Source organism: Pseudoalteromonas sp. SANK 73390 (genome assembly GCF_054966645.1).
The window spans coordinates 1-16,829 of sequence record NZ_ARPN01000099.1; the positions used below are offsets into that span (position 1 = coordinate 1).

The following is a 16,829-nucleotide window of genomic DNA, read 5'->3' on the forward strand; positions in this document are numbered from 1 at the left end:
TCGCTTCATGTTTTGAAAAAGCCTTTGAAGAAGATTTGCCTGAAGACGTACAAATCAGCAATGGCCATGGACGTCAGGAAACACGGATCACTTACGCTCTAAAAGCAGACAAACTGCCTAAAGAGATAAAAGCAAAATGGCCTGGGCTTACTTCGTTGGTTGCGGTTGAAAGACACAACAAGTCCGGCTCAACAACAAAAATAGATACGCACTTTTATGTTACTTCTGTCGAGCCAGATGTGCAGATGTTGCAAAAAGCCATCCGCCATCATTGGCACATCGAGAACCAACAGCACTGGGTGTTGGATGTCGTGTTTAAGGAAGACGCTTGCCAGATAAGCGAGCCGATTTCGGCAGAAAATATGGCGCTGTTCAGACGGGTTGTTCGCAATTTGGTAAAGCAGCACACAGGACGCAAAGATTCGATACGTGGCAAGTGTGTTCGGGCCAGTTTTGACGATGAATTCAGGGCCGAGCTTATCTTTGGTTAATGGTCGTTAACAAAGTATGCTCTCACCCTGGCCTTAAGCGACTGTGGCCAGTGCTAAGTATTCCGTATGGTTGACCTTGTGAAAAATAAACTTTAAAGCGATTTACAGGGCAGGGGCTATTGGCCCCTGCTTTTTTTATAATGCTAATAACAACCCATATAATACTTAATTATTTTGAGGACTATGCCTGACGCCGCTAGCTGTATGTGAGAGTTGTGCTATCGATACGGTTTTGCCTCAAAATTTCAGTAGATGGTATTATTTTAATGCTTGTGCAACTTCGGCTATTTTTTGTCTTAACCAAATATGGCTTGCATCACGATGTAATAGTGGGCTCCAGATCATATCTAGCTCAAACGGTGGGATAGGGAATGGCGGTTCTAAAATTGCTAACCCTGGGTCATCTTTATAGATATTTGCTGCTTTTGACGGCAAAGTTGCTACTAAGTTTTGTTCTTTCGCTAAATGTATCGCAACATGGTAGTTACGTGTAAAAGTTGCAATACTTCTGTGTTTACCAAAATGTGCGAGTGCTTCATCCACCCAGCCTAATTTTTGCACGTCCGCAGGGTCCATACCCACCCCCACACCAAATCCAGTTTTACTTACCCAAATATGGCGAGCATTTAAATAGGCATCTAAGTTAAAGCCATCGATGATAGGGTTATCTGATTTTACTAAGCAGCAGAAGCTATCTTTCCAAATTTGTTTATGATGAAACGATTGTGGCAGGTTTTCAAAACGGTTGATTGCCATATCAACTTTGCCATTTTCTACATCATGAAAAGTAACGTCGCTGGGGGTTAAAATATCTAATGTAGTATCAGGTGCTTCTTCATGAAGTTTATTTAGCAGTTTTGGTGCAAGGGTACTGGCGGCGTAATCGCTGGCCATGATACGAAACACACGACTGCTTTGGCTGGCGACAAACTCCCTATTTGGTGCAAGCGTTTCTTCCAGTGTCATTAATATACCGCGAATTACGGGCTGTAATTCAAGGGCACGCTCTGTTGGCACCATACCCTCACTGGTACGCACTAAAATAGGGTCATTAAATAAGTTACGTAGTCTTTTCAGACCATTACTCATTGCTGGCTGAGTAATACTGAGTTGATTTGCTGCGCGTGTAACATTGCACTCTCGCAGCAGGGTATCTAAATACACGAGTAAGTTTAAATCTATTTTACTAATGTTCACGGCGTTCCTTTTTTATTTTATCTAGGTGGGTAAAGCGCTGAGATTGTGGGTAAGGATAGACATGTTTTACCACCTTATTTTTTATATCTCGTTGTGCCTGCTGCCAATAATTCGCTGTTAGTAATTCAGGATGAGCTTGTTCAAATATAGCTCTGAGTGTAGGGTTTGTGAGAACAAATGTACACAGTTGCTCAGGAAATACATCTTGTGGGGCTGCTGAGTGTTCGTCCATACCGCAGTATAAATCTGTCAAGTCAGTTTTTGGCATATCTCTGAAATTCATATTGGTAAGATACTGTACTTCATCGTAATCATAAAAAATAACGCGCTGATGTTTACTCACACCAAAGTTTTTTAGCAGCATATCCCCCGGGAAAATATTAGCCTGAAGCATTTCTTTTATGGCGAGACCGTAGTCCCTCATCACATACTCGGTTTGCTTTTGATCGGCATTTTGCAAATACAGGTTCAGTGGTGTCATGCGACGCTCAATGTAGAGGTGCTTTATAACGAGCATATCACCTTCATCATACATACTACCTGCAATGGTATTGTTTAGTTGTTCTAGCAAACATGGCTCAATGCGATTTTTTGGAATAACCACATCAGAGTATTCAATCGTATCTGCCATTCGGCCAACCCGGTCATGATTCTTTACCAGTTGATAACGTTCTAAAACGGTATCTCGACCAAATGGTTTGCTCTCGGCAAAATTATCTTTAATGACTTTAAATACATACGGAAAATGAGGCAACGTAAATACCATCATCACCATACCCGGGGTGCCCGGTGCTATCGCAAACTTATCATCGCTGTTATTGAGGTGTGCTAAAAACTCACGGTAGAACTCTGTTTTACCTTGTTTATGAAACCCCAGCGCATTGTATAGTTCTGCAGGGGTTTTATTTGGCATAAGCTGATTTAAAAACCGCATTAAAGCTGAAGGGGCGTGAGTCTCCACCATAAAGTAGGCTCTGGCAAACCCAAAAATAACGCGCATTTGTGATGAGTTAGTAAGTAATGCATCAATATATAGGCCACCTTCAAGGTGGTGCAATACGCAGATAATAAATGGTTGTACACCGCTTTTTGAGACAACGCGACCTATGATATAAGCGCCTTTATTTCTATAAAAAGGGGCCTGGAGTATATCAAATCGCATCATGTAGCTTTTGTGATGTGTATTTGGTGCTTGGCGAATAAACGCCTTCATGAGTAGTTTGATATCTCTATCTAGATTATTAAATTTACATTTAAACTCAATATGTTTAATTATCTCTTTAATAGTTGGTTTCAGCCCACTAACAACAGGAAAATAGCTACGATACTCTGCTTCTATGGGTAAAGCTGGGGCATCTTTTAAAGTAGTTTCTACAAAAATGAAGTCATTGTTGAAATAACGTCGGTGAAAGAGACGGCAAAAAACACTATTGTAAAATGTCTCTGCTAGTTCAGCTTGTGGGTGAAAGCTAAGAAGTGCTAAATAATCCTGTTTTATTTGGTGCCATAATAGCTCGTTTAGTTTGGTACAGGGTAAAGATGCTTTTAAGCGGTCAATTGTTTCGTCAACTCGCCTGTCATAGTGGCTGATCCTTGACTTACTAAGTTGCTGTATTGTTGACCACTCTTGCATAGCAAAAGCATGTCCAGTTTGCTGCGTTATACTTTGAAAGAGCTGATAATGCCTTGTAAATCCTGCTAATATCAGCTCAGCAATTGAGAATGACTGCACCGTATCACCTTGAGTGGTATGACCTGTTTATAGGTTAACGGTTTTTATAATCGCTGTCACTTATTCGTAACGTTTTAAGCGCTTTTCTAATTGTGCTATTTTTTTGCTCAGTGTACGAGCTTGCTGGTGGTAAGTTTTATTGATGTCTTTGAGCTGCAGCTTTATATCTTTAAGCGTGTTTTTGCGCTCTTTATCATCCATTATGCGATTTACCCGCTGCTGTTGAACACGTGTTGCTCGGTCTCGTTCTCGGGTTAAAATTGCAGCTTCATGTTTTTTGGCTCTGATCTTATTTTTTAGATTACGAACCAGTTGCTTTTTTTCTAATCGATTGAGTGTTTTGTAATGCTGCTCAGATGGAACACCCGCACTGGGGTCGGTATTAACTAATACGTGCTGGGTGCCGTTACTACCGCATGGAAATTGACTATATACTGTGCCACGCTCTGTGACACACTTATAATAATTGACGATAGTTTTTGCATGGCTTGATAGAGAAAATAAAAAGAGTAAAAAAATAACACTGCGAATCATAAAGCTTCCTTTTGAGTAATTTCCTCACTCAAAGATAGACAAACATTGTAAAATGGCAAATTAAGGTTCGCTTTTTTTCAAGGAAAACTTTTTCAATATCTTGATACTATTGATTAAAAATGGAATATCAAGCTTTTGATCAATGGCAAAGCCTTCGGTGCCAGAAAGGTTTTTATAACTGCCATCTTGGCTAACCAAAGTAATCCTATCTTTTTTAAATGCCACCAATACACCTTGCGTATAGTTAACGCCTTCAACACTTGCTGAATGCTTGAGATCTCTACCTAACATGGTATGACTTGCAAGCTCGGTACAATCCAAATGAGAAGCAACTAGGGTATAAGTGATGTCTTGTAATTGTTTAAAAAAGAGCTGCTGTGAAATGGTAAAATCATTACTGTATAAAACACTGTTATGTATCACATCAGTACTTACTGGGGCCAAAGAAAACGCAATAATAGTACCTTGAATATTATTTTGTGTTTCCAATGCGCTAGCACTAATAATTTTAATGGGTGATTCTGGATTTACTATGTCATTCAAACTATTAAAACCAGTAACACTCAATAGCGGCTCAGAAGAACTCCAAGGTGGTGCAGGTTGTTGTGACATTGCAGGTTTGTAAAAAGCAGGCAAACCGTAAATGAGGTTGAATAATGCGTCTTCATGATTTGTTGGTTGTAAAAGCTGTTTAATAGGCACAAGTTGCTGGCGAGTAACGAACTCTGCTAATTCACCTGGCTGCTTAAATACGACGATAGTAACTGATTTGTTAGTAGGTGCTTTACAAATAGGGATAGGTTTGGTGACTGAAAACGAGTTTTTTATTTGCGTTAAACTAATGTCGTGCGCTTTTTCATAACGTTTTATGTCTAGCAAGTCATGCCTAGCTAACAAGGTTTTTGCTGTGGTTGGGTAAGAAAGTGGCAATACATTATCTTGTTTGGTGATGTCAAAATAAGCGTTTGCATCAGCCCAAATATGAATGCTATGGCTAGTGGCAAAACAACCGACTAATGCAACTGTGGCATATTTTGGAAATCTATATTGCTTGAGTTCAGCTAAGTAACGCCATGCTCTGTTGCCGGCAAGTAATTCAAAAGTGAATACAAGTACAACAAAACCAATTGCCAGCACCGAGGTGATAAAAGGTGAATCACTGAATTTATCCCACAATAACGAGACGATTTCAGGCCCTGACTGTAAATTTAAATGATAACCTAGTTGAAAGTATACAAAAGCGTCTAAGCTAAGTATTGAAACCCCACACGTTGCTATTAGCGCTGCCATACCGCGAATGTGCCGTGGGTAGGGGAAAACAAGGCTGAGAGGAAATATGGTCAGTACAAATGCACAAAAAGTAATAAAGCTGGTGTGGCTTAGCCAAGTGATCAGCATGTAGAAGCCACCCAGCAGACTTGCTGGTGTTTTGTCTGCAAATAAATAGCTACTACTGATAAGCAGTACTAACCCTATGTTTGCAAAGGTAAACCAGTGCCCCCAACTTAATAGTTGGCTAGCTTTAGAAGAAAACGGGCTTTGTGGGGTTAAATTCATTCAGTTATTTTACCGATTGTACGAGCGCTTTAGCGAAGTTTTCAGCAACTGATTGTCTTTTCGCTTCTGGCACATGTTCTTTTAAAATATGCGTGATAGAATTTCCCAAACACATAAGGCTCAAATCTACTGGTGCCTGCTGTGAGGTCAGTACATCAATGAGTTGATCAACAATTTGTTCCACTTGTTGGTTGGAATATTTAGATTGGATAGGCATCAGTTGGTTCAATATTAAAGAGTTATATTTTTTCATTTTAACACCAGAGGCGTGAAAAACAAAGATGAGCATAGAGGTGAATAAGCTAGTTGTACATTATGTCGACAAGCAAGATGAAGATACACAGATACATTTACGCGAAGATGAAATGCAAGTTAACGATAGAGTAAATGTGTTTATAGAACAGTTACACCATGCTTACAATGGTAAGCCAGGTAAGGGCTACTGCGCATTTAGTGGGGATAAAAACAGCAAAGTATCTGCAGCTATGCAAAGTTATCGTAACAATGAGCTTGGCTTTTGGCATATGACACAACAAGCCACAGAGGTGCTAAAAGAAGAGTTGAACAAATATGCGTTTAGCGAAACTGGCTATTTGGTGTTTTGTCATTACAAGTATATTGCAACTGACTACATTCTTATTGCATTAATTAATATTAAAGAGCATTACTCAATTACCTCAGAGCTTGATTTATCCGCATCACGGCATTTGGATATATCACGTATGCAGTTAGCTGCTCGTATTGACTTAACTGGGTGGGATGTACAGGCAGATGATGCGCGTTATATTTCATTCATAAAAGGGCGTGCAGGGCGAAAAGTTGCTGACTTTTTCTTAGATTTTTTAGGGTGTGAAGAGGGGATTGATCCAAAGCAACAATCGCAAGTTATGCTCAGTGCCGTTGAAGGGTATTTAAGCGAGCAGCAGTTTGATAAACAAGAGAAAGATGACTTACGTAAAGAGGTTTTTGACTATTGTAATGACTGTGTGGCGTCAGGAGAAGATGCCAACGTTGAAGCGTTATCCGATACCCTTTCAAAGTCTTCTGATGCGCCATTTGAGACGTTTTACAAAGAACAGGGCTATGAGCTAGAAGAGTCTTTTCCGGTAGATAAAAAAACGGTTAGTACCATGGTTAAGTTTTCAGGCCTAGGTGGCGGTGTGAGCGTAGGCTTTGAGCGAAAGCATTTAGGTGAACGAGTTATGTACGATGCACAAAGCGATACGTTGACGATTAAAGGCATTCCACCTAATTTAAAAGATCAACTTCAGCGTTTTTATGAGCAAGACGAATAACTTAAACCCTTTTTGTGTATATCTAGAACGCAACAAAATATGCCGCCTACATAGCGCGGCATGTTTTAGAGATTAACGTTGTTACGTACCAGATACAATAAATTGCGCTAGCTGGGCTGATAACTTATCAGCAAGCTTATGCATCGCGTTATTTTTAGAAGTTTGAGCATAAGATGAAGCAGCTTTTACTTTGCTATTAAAGTGTGCTTTTTCGCGGCCATTTTCAGTCACAACTAAAAAGCTTTCTCCAATACTATAGAATGTGCCTGACTTTTCTATGTGTTGCCAATTTACTCTAAATGACAGTTCAAAATCAGCCTCATTTGGTACAATGTGAATTCCATTGCTCGTCAAAGCACTGGCAAGTAAGTCTTTAATATTACTGTGCTTATAAGAGTCTGGGGTAATACTAAAGCTTAAGTTATTGAGAATTTCTTCACTTTTGGCAAGTTGTGTTAACACCGTCGATGGTTTAGCCAGCTTAACGGCTTGTAGCATACTGAGGTAGTCATTGAGCTTGGTGCGTTTAACAGCAAGTTTTCTTACTTTGATAGCGTGCTTTAGACGTTGTGATTTAGTTGGGCCATTGAGCACTACCTGCATGATTTCATTATCTATACCACGGATACTTAACTCCGTCTGCATTGTTGCTTGCGTACGATTAAAAGAAGCCAATGCGTAGGCTGTTCTACCCTGCTGGTATTGTTGTTCTATGTTTACACCTTGCAGCAAAATATTAGGCACCTGCGAGTTTATCACTTCATCTACATGATATTGCATCGACTTTTCTGTTGCGCGTTGCGATATGTTGGTAGTTGCGGAGATAGTGACATTTAACTGTTTGGCAAGAGCTAAGCGTGCTGACTCTTGTGCAGCAAGCTTAGCGTTTTGCATATCTCCAACGCTGTCAGCGACGCCGACGCCATATATTAAATAATCAGACGTTGGCGTTTGAATTATCCAATCGGGTACGGCAGTATCAGGTTTATTTGTAGTGGTTGTTTGACAGCCAGTAAGCAATAATAAACTCAGGCAAACCGCTGCTGTTAACCTAGAACCCATAGCCTGAACGCTCTTGTAGTTTTTGAATTTTCTTTTGTCCATTCCACACCTCACGATTGCTGGTCATATCGATTAAACGTAAATCTACTTGGTAGAAGGTAACTCGTTTACCACCTTGTTGATCAACAAAAGAGTTAATCGTGCCAGAGAGTGCGTAATCCGCACCTTGCTCTTGTCCCATCTCATTTTGCGTTTCAAGAGAAGCATTTAACTCTTGGTCTTTGCGCTCTTCCCGAATTTCATTTCTAATTTCTTGATTGGCCACAAAGTCAGCTTGTCCTGAGCGCAAAATAGCACGCTTCAAATCGTTTAAAAAAGTGTCTACTGCGATATGCTGATGTGATTTGTTACGTACCGTCTGAACGATAATCGCGGGGCGAGAGCCTTCATTTTTTAGATGATCATTCACCCAAGGAAAGCTTAGCATGTCACTTATCATCGCCTCAGCGACCAGTTGTGAATCTTTACCATTCCACTTATCAGATAATGCGATTTCTTGATTTGCATCTATACGTTCTACTTTTGTACTTTTGCAGGCACTCAGAGAGAGTGTTGCAAGCACTGCAAAAGGAACAAACTTAATTAATGTGCGATTGTTTTTCATACTATTATTCCATGTTCAAAGTTGATTTGGTGAGAGTGGCTTGCTCACTATTTTCGGTTACAAAAGTGTGAGTGTGCCATAGGCTCATGCTTTTGTTTACCATGAGCTTTTCACTGTGTTCGATAATACGTCCCGAGTTCAAGTAAGTTTTTATGGTGATTTGTTGCTCGCCAATAGGGAGTGAAAACTGTGCTAAACGAATTTCAGATGGTAATGTTTGCCATTGCCTTGTGTCTGCTGAAGCGGTCACTGCGTTGACAACAGAAGTAGAGAGTTTTGCTAATCGGCCTAATAAATTATCTTGCTTTACACCGGCTTCTTTTAGTAATTTTTTAGCTGATAATGCTTTACTTAACTCCCTCACCAACGCCATTTGTATTTCGTTATGTGATTTTTTTAAGGCATCTTGCAAAGTGAGTAAACTGATAGAATGATATGGAAGTAATTGTGTATGTTGTTTTCCAGCCACCCAAATTTCACTCTTCGTGATAGGGGTATCAATTGGCTCAAGGTAAGTGACCGATACTCTTGAACCAAACTCTAAAGCGTCTATTATGCCCAGCTTTACAGCGTCATCCCACAAAGGACCTAACGGTATGCGTTTGGTGACGACACCCATCGCCACATCGCCGATATCACCTAGCATATAATTTTGAATCATATCAAATAAACTGGTATCTGCATGCAACATGCTAAACCAGCGCATTTGTGCCCTGCGTTCTTTAGTATTGCCAAATACAATGGGTGTCATTACGAGTGCTTTGGCTTGTGTGTCCGCTTTAAGTAACAAGTTCAGTTGCTTTCGTTGCGGTGCAATACCGATATTTTGTATCACGGTGACGTTTGCTAAATTGTTGCTGCTTTGAACTATATCTTGATGTTTTTTACGCAAAGCGAGCAGCTCAGTTTCATAACCGCCAGCATGTTGCATAACACGTAGTAGGCCTGCAAGCGCTTTATTAGAGATTTCTGCTGGTAATTTATACTGTTGTTCAAAGCCATTTTCGTATATTTGCATGGCACGTTGATATTGTAAGCGAGCAGAATCAAACTCTGCACTTTGTTCAAACAATACGCCACTTAAAAAATGTGCAAAAGCATCGTCCTTGTATTCGATATTATTGAGTAAATCCGTTGGAGTAAAAACAGGTGTTAGCACTCGATTGATTTTTGCAGTAAGAGAATCATTGGTTTGCACGCTATTATAGCCACCAGTTTCATCTTTAAGTTGGGCTAAAAATACATCGAGTTGGCGCATTTCAATCAGTGCAGCGTCAAAATAACTATCTGCTTTTGTTGGTTGGGCCTTTGCCAGTGCACTGAAGTTGAGAGCCTTCATTATATGAATTTGTGGTACATAGTAGGCTTCTCCTTTGTACGTTGCATAAGTTGGTCCACTAAATTGAGTCATGACTAATTGAGAAATACTTTGTGTATAAAACGAGTCAATTAGAGTAAGTGCATCGCTTAGATGTTGATTACTTTGTGCAAAGTTTTTTTCAAGATGAAATAGACTTGCCAATTCTAAATGGTAGAGTAATCGTTCGTTACCTGACTTACTGTAATTATTGGTAACGGTTTGTTTGGCTTTAACAAAGTTACCCTGTTGTACCAACTGTGCAGGGGAGAGTTGTTGAAACGGTGTGAGATTACATGCACTAAGTAGGCAAAGTTGAACTAAAACAACAAATAATAAAACAATTTTTTTTATACTGGCACTCAATGAAGCGTCCTTTGCATATTCGTGAAGTGACGAATTCATACTATCAATGTCAGTAAGTTAATAGAACTATAAACTTTATAAAAGCAATAAATTGTTAAAAATCGTTTTTACAATTTATTACTGTTAGTCTAGAAATAGTTTGCTAGATTGGAATCAAAGAAATGCTTCGGGCCAAAAGGAAAGAATATGAAAATTAAACCTCTGATCACTACGCTTGTACTTGCTGGGATGCTGACAGCCTGTAGTTCAACTGATGAGAACGGGGCATCTAGCCCAAGAGTGAATATTCCAGATTGGGTACTTAGCCCTATTATTGAAGATGGTATTGCTGCGGCTGATTGTGTTAAGTACTCGGGAAATATTTCAGTGGATCAGAAAATGGCGGTGGCAAATTCACGCTTGGCGCTTGCGCAACAAATTGAAGTACGTATTGAAGGTTTAGATAAAACATTCTCTAATCGCACCGATGCAAATGATGCAACCACTGTTGGTAGTACATTCAGCTCTGTATCTAAACAACTCACCAAACAAACTCTGAATGGGTCTCGTGTAGTAAAAGCAGATGTGGTTGATATATCAGGAAAAGATTATTTTTGTGCTTTGACTACATTATCGCCTGAGCTTACTAAAACTTTGTTCAAAGATTTAGTAAAAACAGCAAAGCCTAGTATTGACCCAAGAGATGAGCAGTTTTTATATCAAGAGTTTAAAGCATTTAAGGCACAGCAAGATTTAGAAAAAGAGATTGCCAAATTGACTAATTAAGCTTGGGCAAGTGGAGTGCAGCTTGAATGTACTTCACCACTAAGGATTTATTGGTAGTTTTAGGGAGTGATTATGCTTAAAAAAATAACCACGTTTGTTGTATGTATGCAGCTTACTTCAATGGCAGCTCATGCATCGCAAACAGTTTTGTTTAGTGAACTTGATGAAGCAATGCAGCAATGGCAAAGCGATTTTCAACAAGATAAAGCATCCAGTGAATTTGAGCTTTTTAAACAACAGCATTTACAAGCTTTCGATAAGTATGTAGAGCAACACTTTGCTGAATTTGACGCTTTTCGAGATCAGTTGATTGCGAAGTGGGGTGAGGCAAAAGTGACAGATAATGTGCGCTATGTTGATTATAACGCTGCAAATGATGCTCGCTTAGTTGTTGATTTTGAAAATAATCGCTTATCAATCTCTGTCCGGCACGAAGAAATACATACACCATCCACTGAGCAGATTAGGGAGGCTTTTGAAGGTTTTTTATCTGAAAATAGAGCGCTATTAGATGCTTTTTTTCAAGGACGAGCGCAACATCTAGACCCAACAGAATTATCCTCCACACATAGTTATAATCTCGATAACGCAAAAAAGGCGCAGTCGTTGCTTGTGGCTCGACAGCAAATTGAGCAGCAAACTGAACAACAGCAACAACTGATAGAGCGTCAGCTTGATAATAAACTCGCGTTAACTACATCAGCTTCTGACACACATAAAGCACAGACATTGTTAAATGAGAAAAAACAGCAATTGAAACAGTTGCAAACGAAGCGAATTGGGCGCTTAAAAAACAGCATCAAGGCAATTGCTGGAGTACCACAGTCACAATTACAGGTGAGTGAATTTTCAATTTCATTCCCAAAAAGTGACAACGTTCCGCAGCGAGCCAAAGCGTATACAAAGCAGATAGTCGACAATAGTCAGCGCTTTAATATTGCTTCGAGCTTAGTATTTTCTGTGATGCATACTGAAAGCCATTTTAACCCTTTAGCTAAGTCCGCTATTCCTGCATTTGGCTTAATGCAAGTGGTACCAACCAGCGCTGGGGTAGATGTCAATCGATTTTTGTATAATTTGGATGAACCAATGACGGGCCCTTACTTGTTTGTAGCTGATAACAATATAGAGGCAGGTGCGGCTTACCTTCATATACTCGATAAGCGCTATTTACGCCACATAATAGACCCATTAAGCAGAAAATATTGCATGATAGCGGCATATAACACTGGAGCGGGTAATGTTGCGAGGGTGTTTAATAGTGATAATTCACGTAATATTAAAAAAGCCAGTCGTATTATTAACTCAATGACGCCAGAGCTCGTATTAGCAGCATTAGAACAAGGTCTTCCGTATGATGAAACTAAACATTATTTGCAAAGAGTACTTGAGCGAGAGCACCTTTATCAGAGTATTTAATTCCTAAACTCGACGCTGGCAGCTTGATTGTATTATCTATTTAGTAGCATTCAATTTATCTCAAAAGCTGTAAATGTGATTTCAAGCAAACCCATTTGTGAATACTTAAATTACCTTCTTGTGTAGTTTCAGCAAATATAATTAGAATAAAAAAGGGCTGCGAATAAACCGCAGCCCTTCTGTCATTTACAAATAGATTTAGAATTTGTAAGAAATTTGTGCGTATGCAAAACGACCAATATTGTCGTATGAACCGCCTTCCTCGGTAGTACCAGTAGTGTATTTAATTGGGGCTTTGTCAAATAAGTTGTCAATACCTACTTTAACGGTTACACCCATGTCAAAGTTATACCCTGCAGTAATATCACTTACTACATATGAAGGCCACGCCATGAAGTTTGAACGGTTAGGGTTGGTTTCTAACTCATCAGCACGGTATCGATTAGAGCGTTCAAGGTAACGAATTTTCCATGATGCGAAGTAATTCTCGTAATCATAGTTTACGTCAAATGTACCTTGCCATTTCGGCTCAGAATCAACACCTGCGTACTCTTCAAAATTATCAACTTCATCCTGAAAAGGGTAGCTCTTGCGTTCAATTAAGCGTGTGGCCATTAAACGTGTATTAAAGTTACCTAAATCAGTCTTAAGTGTGTAATTAACTTCAAAGTCAACACCAGAGGCTTCTTGTTTTGAGATGTTTAGAACACTGTTTTGTAGATTAGAGATTTTACCTTCGCTATTACGGGTGATCAGCCCACAATATTGGTTGTCGATGCTTGCTGCATCCACACAACGTTCAACAATTTGTTGAGCAAGTATGGTGTCAATGGCATCATCTAGTTCAATTTTCCAGTAATCTACAGTAATACTTAAACCTGAGATATAGCTAGGTGTGAATACCGCACCAACAGTAAAGCTGCTAGACTCTTCACCTTTAACGTTTTTGTTTCCGCCTGATGTACCTTTAATACGTGACTCATCATATGGATTATCAAAACCAGCAGGAACACCTAACGCTAGGCAGTTTGCTTCACGTGTAGAGCGTGCACTACCAGATATCTCATTAAGGTATTTAACTCGACAAGGGTCATTCACATCGTAAAAGTTCTCTCCTGGCGCGCCAAATAGTTCGCCAATGTTTGGAGCACGAATAGCTTCAGACACAGTGGAGCGGAATCTTAGGTCATCATATAATTGCCAATCTAGGCCAACTTTCCAAGTAGTAACGTCACCAATCGTACTGTAGTCGGCATAGCGTGCTGCAAGCTCTAGCGTTAAAGTATCGACTAATGGTAAATCACCTAGAAGCGGGATTGAAGTTTCAGCAAATATTTCAGAAACATCATATTCACCCACATCTTCACCTAGTGCATTAAAGAATGTGTCACCAGATTTAGCATTGTCATCTTCAGTAGTACGACTTTTCTCTTCACGGTATTCAAGACCAAACGCAACACCCATAGGTCCAGCAGGTAACTCAAATAATGCCGAATTAGCAATGGTTGCACCTGCGTTTAATTGTTCTATTTTACTTGTACCGATTGATACCGTATTTACGTAGTCAATTGACTCTTGGCTAGGGCGGTTAAAGCCCATGATATCCATAGGGATACAGCCATTTTCACGAGCAGTTACATCACGACACACAATATTGCCATTTGCATCTGTGATTGCATCAGTTGCAGCGCGGAAGTTCGGTACTACTAAATTATTATGGTTCGCTCGTTCAATCTCTGTTTCACCTGAGTTTACGAAAACTTCATAATCCCAGTAATCGGCAATAACACCTTTAATACCAGCTACAAAACGTGTGGTTTCACGGGTACTTATTTCAAAACGGCGGCCAATATCTCCGTTAAAACGGTTAACGTTAAGAGCATCTAGGCCTTTATCATCCATCAATGCGGCAGTTGTAGGGTGTAGAAACGCATTATCACGACTAATGTTTACACCAGATCCAAAGTAGAAGAAGCTCGGTTGCCCCCAATTTTCAGATTCAACTTTTGCATATTTACCTTCAAAGTAAGCAGTTGCATTATCATTAATTTCATAGTTAGCTTTAAAGTTAACGATATGACGGTCGAAAGTAGGTTGAATTTCAGTAAACTTACGCAAGTTCATAAATTCACAATCGGCACAACTGATACCATCTACAACACTACCAAGTTGAATCGGGCGTGATGAGCCATCGGGGTTAAATGTGTACCAAACGCCATCAGCGTTGAAAGCACCAGCTTCATTAAGTGCGAATAGACCTGCATTTTCATACATAAGACGATCTGGGTTATCTAGCGCATCTGGGCGTGATGGATCTTGATTTGGATTTGTTAGTTCACGATATGAACCTTTGGTGAAGTCACTATCGAGAGCATTTAGACGATCTTGCTGTGCAAACTCGTAAGAAACCCCAAAGTTACCTTTGCCATTTAAAAAATCTTGTCCGTAAGAAACTAAAAGCTTGTCGTTACTATAATCTGAATGCTGAGCTTCACCGCGAGTAACAGAAACTGATAACCCTTGAATATCATCTTTAAGAATAAAGTTAACAACGCCTGTAACAGCGTCAGCACCATATACTGCAGATGCACCACCAGTAATAACCTCAACACGATCAACCCAAGCTGTTGGAATGGTGTTAGTATCTACAGATGCAGTACCTGCATCGCTCGCTACATGGCGTTTACCGTTTACAAGAACCAAAGTACGTGCTGTACCCATACCTCGAAGGTCTAGAATATTAAGGCCAGATGTGCCGATATATCGGCCAGAGTTTTGCATACCAAAGGTTGGTTTTAAGCTTGGCATTTTATTTAAGGCTTCACCAATGTTTAGTGCGCCGGTATTTACTAACTCTTCACCTGTTAAAACTGAGACTGGGCTAGGTGCAATAGCGCCTTCACGCATAATGCGTGATCCTGTTACTTCAATTTTCTCAACACCTTGCTCTTTAGCAAAAGCAATGTGAGTCGGAGCGCTTGCAATAGCGCCAAAGCAAAGCATTTTAATTGACATACTTAATGGTTTTAGCTTATTCAATTTCATTTCCCTAAATTGTATTTCCGATAATGATCTATCATGTGTTTTTTTTAATTATGGACTCATAGTTTTGTGCAAAACTTTGATGAATCACGTTGATTCTAATATGTGACATGCTTGTTTGCAAATGGGGTAACGATCTATTATCTATGTAATAGGTGTTGTTTTTTAAATTATTGAACTTCTCAGATTTGATGTGCATAGAAGAGAATAGTAAGAATGTTAATAGCTTATTGAAATTAAAGTGAAAGTTAGAATTTATTTCAGTGGGTTTACGTTTCAGTTTCAACTTAATGGTTTCAATATTTGGATAAATGATAAGGCTATTTCGCAAATAAAAAAATATCGAAAGTCTGCAGTTAAATGTTTCATGAGCATTGCTATCGATGGTAAAAGTGTCAGGTGGTGAAACTTTTTCAGATTTAATAGGGCTTTGCTTTTGACACTTGCAGTTGCTAAGAGGTAAGAAGTTGCGTTAAAGAACATGATCGGGCAGGCTCCACTAAGAGAAAATATCCTGTGCGGGGAGAAGGATATTCAAGAAACAATGCAGTATTTATGATATGTCTGTAAGGTAGGAACAAAACAAGGGGAAATTTATTCAGGTATTATTCTTGCCTCCTTGCGGAAGTGTATCGTGTTAACTTTCATATAAATTCAACTTATTAAACTTTATATAGGACAAGGGAGCAGTCATGGTGCATTAGAGTCATTTACTTAATATTTGGGCTATCGCAAATTATTTTGATCTAACTATGTCATTCATCAATTGACACAATATCAATTGGTATACCAGAAAGTGCATTTAAACTTATCTTAGGTATAGAGCCCGTTTAAACTAGCTAGGCAGTAGAAATGAGGTTACTTATGGGCATTTAAAGAGTTTAAAAATTGCCCCCGTGACGTGGCTCTAAAACAAAAACGCCGCTCACCTTAAGTGAACGGCATTAAACGACCTTTTATTCTATCTACTATTGCTAGCCATCAGCATGACTAGATTCAACATTTGATTGAGGCGTTGAAGGCATAGCCATTGTTGACGTCATACCTGCACTTGCTTTACCCATAGGCGCTTTAGAGCCTGCAGATAAACCAGAGTTAGCAACAACTTCACGAGCCTCATGGGGCATGGCTGAAGGTGTGATCACATCTACTTGCTCATCAACACTACTTGCTTTTTTCATCGGTGCACTGGCGTTGTTTGTGCAACGTCTACGCGATATAGAAGCTATACCATTAACATTCTTGGCAATAGGTGCTTGCGATTGAGTTTCTGCCGGTGCATCTGGCTGAGTTTCAATGTCTGGTTCAACAGCAGGTGCTACTGGTTGAGTTTCAGTCTTTGCTTCAACTTGTTCAACAGCAGGTGCTTCAGGCTGAGTTTGTGTCTCTGCTTCAACTTGTTCAACAA

13 protein-coding genes and 1 pseudogene are annotated in these 16,829 nt (G+C 39.6%); 4 read left to right on the forward strand and 10 right to left on the reverse strand.

Going from position 1 to position 16,829, the window contains the following annotated elements; translation table 11 throughout:
- The coding region (locus SANK73390_RS11775) for an ISAs1 family transposase (RefSeq protein WP_462766200.1) at positions 1 to 491 on the forward strand (491 nt) is incomplete at its 5' end.
- Between the two features lie 258 nt (positions 492 to 749).
- On the opposite strand, the gene SANK73390_RS11780 is transcribed toward SANK73390_RS11775, so the two are convergent.
- From SANK73390_RS11780 to SANK73390_RS11800, 5 genes are read right to left on the reverse strand one after another with little or no spacing between them, the layout of a single operon-like run.
- Positions 750 to 1,688, reverse strand: a complete 939-nt coding sequence (locus SANK73390_RS11780) for a LysR family transcriptional regulator (RefSeq protein WP_462766201.1) — start codon at positions 1,686 to 1,688, stop codon at positions 750 to 752.
- Complete coding sequence (aceK, locus tag SANK73390_RS11785) at positions 1,678 to 3,420, reverse strand: bifunctional isocitrate dehydrogenase kinase/phosphatase (RefSeq protein WP_462766202.1); 1,743 nt, start codon at positions 3,418 to 3,420, stop codon at positions 1,678 to 1,680. The genes SANK73390_RS11780 and aceK overlap by 11 nt, the downstream gene beginning before the upstream one ends.
- Before the next feature lie 60 nt (positions 3,421 to 3,480).
- The gene (locus tag SANK73390_RS11790; protein WP_462766203.1) at positions 3,481 to 3,954 is read right to left on the reverse strand and encodes a DUF4124 domain-containing protein; all 474 of its coding nucleotides are present in this window, start codon (positions 3,952 to 3,954) and stop codon (positions 3,481 to 3,483) included.
- 60 nt (positions 3,955 to 4,014) lie between these two features.
- Positions 4,015 to 5,511, reverse strand: coding sequence for a DUF3413 domain-containing protein (locus SANK73390_RS11795; RefSeq protein ID WP_462766204.1), 1,497 nt, complete (start codon positions 5,509 to 5,511; stop codon positions 4,015 to 4,017).
- 4 nt (positions 5,512 to 5,515) lie between these two features.
- Entirely contained in the window at positions 5,516 to 5,728 is a 213-nt protein-coding gene (locus SANK73390_RS11800) for a YejL family protein (protein ID WP_261592436.1), read from the reverse strand.
- A gap of 64 nt (positions 5,729 to 5,792) precedes the next feature.
- Here SANK73390_RS11800 and yejK point away from each other — a divergent pair, with 64 nt between their 5' ends.
- Entirely contained in the window at positions 5,793 to 6,806 is a 1,014-nt protein-coding gene (gene yejK, locus SANK73390_RS11805) for a nucleoid-associated protein YejK (RefSeq protein WP_462766205.1), read from the forward strand.
- Between the two features lie 81 nt (positions 6,807 to 6,887).
- On the opposite strand, the gene SANK73390_RS11810 is transcribed toward yejK, so the two are convergent.
- From SANK73390_RS11810 to SANK73390_RS11820, 3 genes are read right to left on the reverse strand one after another with little or no spacing between them, the layout of a single operon-like run.
- Entirely contained in the window at positions 6,888 to 7,910 is a 1,023-nt protein-coding gene (locus tag SANK73390_RS11810) for a hypothetical protein (RefSeq protein ID WP_462766206.1), read from the reverse strand.
- Positions 7,858 to 8,472: a penicillin-binding protein activator LpoB gene (locus SANK73390_RS11815; protein WP_261592365.1), complete on the reverse strand. Its 615-nt coding sequence runs from the start codon at positions 8,470 to 8,472 to the stop codon at positions 7,858 to 7,860. The genes SANK73390_RS11810 and SANK73390_RS11815 overlap by 53 nt, the downstream gene beginning before the upstream one ends.
- A gap of 4 nt (positions 8,473 to 8,476) precedes the next feature.
- A complete protein-coding gene (locus SANK73390_RS11820; RefSeq protein ID WP_462766207.1) occupies positions 8,477 to 10,195 on the reverse strand; it encodes a COG3014 family protein in 1,719 nt (572 codons plus the stop codon).
- A gap of 186 nt (positions 10,196 to 10,381) precedes the next feature.
- Here SANK73390_RS11820 and SANK73390_RS11825 point away from each other — a divergent pair, with 186 nt between their 5' ends.
- Positions 10,382 to 10,960 (forward strand): hypothetical protein, encoded by a 579-nt coding sequence (locus SANK73390_RS11825; protein WP_462766208.1) that lies wholly within the window; start codon positions 10,382 to 10,384, stop codon positions 10,958 to 10,960.
- Positions 10,961 to 11,032: 72 nt separating this feature from the next.
- Positions 11,033 to 12,379 carry a transglycosylase SLT domain-containing protein gene (locus SANK73390_RS11830; RefSeq protein WP_462766209.1) on the forward strand — a complete coding sequence of 449 codons (1,347 nt, stop codon included), beginning with the start codon at positions 11,033 to 11,035 and terminating at the stop codon, positions 12,377 to 12,379.
- A 198-nt stretch (positions 12,380 to 12,577) separates the two neighbouring features.
- On the opposite strand, the gene SANK73390_RS11835 is transcribed toward SANK73390_RS11830, so the two are convergent.
- Positions 12,578 to 15,424 carry a TonB-dependent receptor domain-containing protein gene (locus SANK73390_RS11835; RefSeq protein WP_462766210.1) on the reverse strand — a complete coding sequence of 949 codons (2,847 nt, stop codon included), beginning with the start codon at positions 15,422 to 15,424 and terminating at the stop codon, positions 12,578 to 12,580.
- Between the two features lie 971 nt (positions 15,425 to 16,395).
- A pseudogene (locus SANK73390_RS11840) lies at positions 16,396 to 16,829 on the reverse strand (hypothetical protein); the annotation flags it as partial.

Bases quoted from the DNA above. Each gene is read 5' to 3' on its own strand.
- SANK73390_RS11830 (WP_462766209.1), top strand. From the start codon at position 11,033: ATGCTTAAAAAAATAACCACGTTTGTTGTATGTATGCAGCTTACTTCA.
- SANK73390_RS11815 (WP_261592365.1), bottom strand. From the start codon at position 8,472: ATGAAAAACAATCGCACATTAATTAAGTTTGTTCCTTTTGCAGTGCTT.
- SANK73390_RS11825 (WP_462766208.1), top strand. From the start codon at position 10,382: ATGAAAATTAAACCTCTGATCACTACGCTTGTACTTGCTGGGATGCTG.
- SANK73390_RS11810 (WP_462766206.1), bottom strand. From the start codon at position 7,910: ATGGACAAAAGAAAATTCAAAAACTACAAGAGCGTTCAGGCTATGGGT.
- SANK73390_RS11800 (WP_261592436.1), bottom strand. From the start codon at position 5,728: ATGCCTATCCAATCTAAATATTCCAACCAACAAGTGGAACAAATTGTT.
- SANK73390_RS11790 (WP_462766203.1), bottom strand. From the start codon at position 3,954: ATGATTCGCAGTGTTATTTTTTTACTCTTTTTATTTTCTCTATCAAGC.
- yejK (WP_462766205.1), top strand. From the start codon at position 5,793: ATGAGCATAGAGGTGAATAAGCTAGTTGTACATTATGTCGACAAGCAA.
- SANK73390_RS11795 (WP_462766204.1), bottom strand. From the start codon at position 5,511: ATGAATTTAACCCCACAAAGCCCGTTTTCTTCTAAAGCTAGCCAACTA.
- SANK73390_RS11835 (WP_462766210.1), bottom strand. From the start codon at position 15,424: ATGAAATTGAATAAGCTAAAACCATTAAGTATGTCAATTAAAATGCTT.